At 38.1% G+C, this 3,616-nt stretch carries 1 protein-coding gene; it reads left to right on the top strand.

Annotation, left to right across the window (positions count from 1 at the left end):
* On the top strand, positions 1-3,616 hold a 3,616-nt coding region (locus AB1630_11225; GenBank protein ID MEW6104364.1), incomplete at both ends, for a fibronectin type III domain-containing protein.

Raw genomic sequence — 3,616 nt, 5'->3', positions numbered from 1 at the left:
GGTAAGGTCAGGGGAGGAAACCCAGCTTAATTTCGAGCTTTCCCCTGTTCCTCTGGCTAAACCAACCAATCTTCAAGCAACCGCCATCTCTGATGACAAGATTATCCTCTCCTGGCAGGATAACTCTGGCAATGAGGATGGATTTAAGATAGAAAGAAAGACTATGGGCGATTTATACGCTCAAATAACTACTGTAGCAGAAGATGTTACGACATATACTGATATTGGCCTGAATGTGGAGACCCCTTATGGTTACAGAATAAAAGCCTATAGTAGCCAATTTCCCGATTCAGACTATTCCGATGAGAAAGATGCAACTACCTTATTCCTTGGTGCAATATTTTATGATAACTTTAATCGGGGAAATAGTTCAGGTTGGACACAGATCAGGGGCTCATGGAGGGTAGAAGATGGTAAATATATTCAAAATGCTGATGGAGAAGGGATAACATTGGCAGGGGATACAAATTGGGACAATTATGCCTTTGAGGTGAAGATGAATATTAAAAGCCTTTATAATACAACGGATTGGGAAGGAGCAAGGCTTCTATTTAGACTTCAAGATACTTCAAAATACTATTGTTTAGAGCTTGATCCAACCTATGATAGAGCCCGCATAGTAAAATTAAGGGATGGTTCAAAAGAGATTCTGGCCAGCACTAGCAATAAGGCGGTAATAATGAATCTTGACACAGAGTATAAGGCCGAGGTAATTGTTCAAGGTAATAATATTAAAGCTTATATAAATGGTAAGCTTATATTGCAAGCTACTGATTCATCCTATTCCTCAGGAAAAATTGGGATTGGGACTTGGAAAAGCTCTGCTTATTTTGATGAGGTAAAGGTAAATGGCATAAGAAAGACAGGAATTGGAACTATTAGAGGAATGGTTAAACCCTCTATTGGTGAGACAAAATTTTTGAGTATTCCTGGGATTGAGGTCAGAATTCCTGAGTTAGGTACACAGACCACTACTGATGCTAATTCCAACTTCATCTTTTGCAATCTTCCCTCTGGATTTTATACTTTAGCTGCTGATGCTCCTGCTTGTTCCGGTGGGACTGAATCTGGTATAGTAGTGAATGGAAATACAACCACAGATATTGGAACAATAACCCTATTAGCGGCAGACGGAAATAATGATGGTCAGATCAATATTTTGGAATGGCCTCTCTTTGTTGATGCCTTTGATTCTATACCAGGGGATTCCAATTGGAATCCTGAAGCGGATTTCAATTATGATAAAGTAGTTGATGTGTTAGACTTTTATGTTCTAACAGCCAACTTTGGCAAAATACAGTCATTTTCCGAAACGACAAGATCAGAATTAGATACTTCAACCTTAGATATACCATCTGTATTAAAAAACCTAAACCCTAAATCAATCTTAATCACTGAAAATGTTCCTCATAACTCAGGTGCTGTTATATACCCACAAGAGGTTAAAGTGAGTCCTGGCGAGTTCTTTGATGTAGAGCTTGTAGCAGGGGTTGCTTCCAGTCTAATAGGTGCAAAATATTCTCTTTCTTTTGACCCACAAATCTTAGAGGTTGTAAGCATTACTGATGGCTCTTTTCCACCAAATGGTTTTGTAGTCCAGAAAAAGTTTGATAATATTAAAGGAACAATTGACTTTGCAGTTTTAACAGAACCTGTGCAGGGTCTTGATGTTTTGGCTTATATTCGCTTTAAAAACAAAATTGCTGGAACATCGTCTATTTCTTTCAACTTTATCCCTCCGAAACAAAAGACACAAATGGTAGACAATGATGGAAATCCAATTCCCTTTCTTTCTTCTAACGCCCAAATAGAGGTTGATATTACTCCACCTACCACACCAATAATCACAGATGATGGGGTATATACTAATAATATTACTCAACTTCATGCGATATGCTCTTCTACTGACCCAGAAACAGGAATAGCAAAGTATAAATATACAATTGGAACAAAGAGAGGAGGAACTGATACTACTGATGGTTGGATACTTATTGACACAAATGAGATAACAAGAACAGGCTTAAGTTTAACCAATGGTTTAAGCTACTACTTCACAGTCAAGGCAAAGAATGGTGCAGGATTATGGAGTGACATTGGTTTCTCTAATGGAATTACTGTAGACATAAATCCTCCAACAATTACCAATCCCAAAGCCTCTCCAAATCCTGTAAACCCAGGCCAATCAGTAAAACTAGAAGCCTATGTGGTTGATTCTCTAAGTGGTGTTGGCTCGGTTACCATTGATTTATCCTCAATTGGCGGCCTATTAAATCAACCAATGTCTGGCTTTGGAAATGGAACATATACCTATACCTATACCATCCCCAATTCTGTATCGCTTGGAACAAAAACCCTGACCATTACAGCAAAGGATAATGCAGGGAATACATCCACCACCAAGATAGACTTAACTATTCAGGAAGAAAAATATATAAAGCAGTTAACCACAAATCCTGATTATGATGGTAGTGAGGCGTTTTCACCCGATGGAAAAAAGATAGTTTATAGGTCATTTAATGGTGGAGCTGGTAATCTCTGGGTGATGGATATAAATGGAGACAACAAAAGAGAGATATTACCTCTTGGATCAAACGGTTGTGGCCCTAATTTTTCGCCCGATGGCAAATACCTTGCTTTTTCTAATGGTGAAGATATCTTTGTGAGCACTAATATACAAGAGGTAATCAATAAAAATGCTTCACCCTTATTAGTTCAAATAACCACAGGAAGTGATGACAACGACCATTGGCCATGTTTCTCGCCCGATGGAAAATGGTTAGCCTATGGCTCAACAAAGAATGGAAATCGGGATATCTATGTAATAACTAATATAGCTGATGTAATTACTAAACAGGCACCATCACAAATAAAGAGATTAACCACAAATGTATCTTACGAAAATGGCCCCTGTTTTTCTCCTGATGGTAAGAAGATAGTTTTTATTTCTAATTGTAATGGAGATTATCATGATTGGGCAATAACCAATGTAGTTGATGTAATTGAAAATAATGCTTCTCCGATTATGGTTCAGGTAACTAACTGTTTAGGAGATGAAATGGGAAGGTTCTCACCCGATGGCAAGATGTTTGCCTTTTCTTCAATGATGGGTGGCAATGCTTATGATGGATGGCTAATTAAGAATATAGAAGATGTATTTAATGGCCTTTCTGCCAATATTGTTCCCCTTACAAACTGGTCAGGAAGTGAAGGACCAGATGACTGGTCACCCGATGGAACAAAGTTGCTTATTGGCTCAAACAAGAAAGGGAATTGGGATATTTACATTATTGACTATCTCTATGATCCCTTTGCTTTTCCTGCGGCAAATATTGTCTATCCTATCTTAAACCAAAAGGTATCTGGAAAGGTAGAAATAAAAGGAAGGGCTATGGATAACATCAGTGTTGATGGAAAGACCTTGTTATCCAAGCTTTCCTCATATACCCTAGAATATGGAGAGGGAGAAAATCCAAGCAAATGGAATACAATTATAACCTCTAGTAGCTCAATAGACAATGGAATATTGGGTACTTGGGATACAACAAAATTAACCAATGGGACATATACCCTCAAGCTTACTGCTACCGATGGAAAGGATTCAAATATTCAAAGGGTT

This window comes from bacterium (assembly GCA_040753555.1).
Lineage (GTDB): Bacteria > UBA9089 > UBA9088 > UBA9088 > UBA9088 > JBFLYE01.
This window is presented reverse-complemented; position numbering and strand designations above follow the sequence as displayed.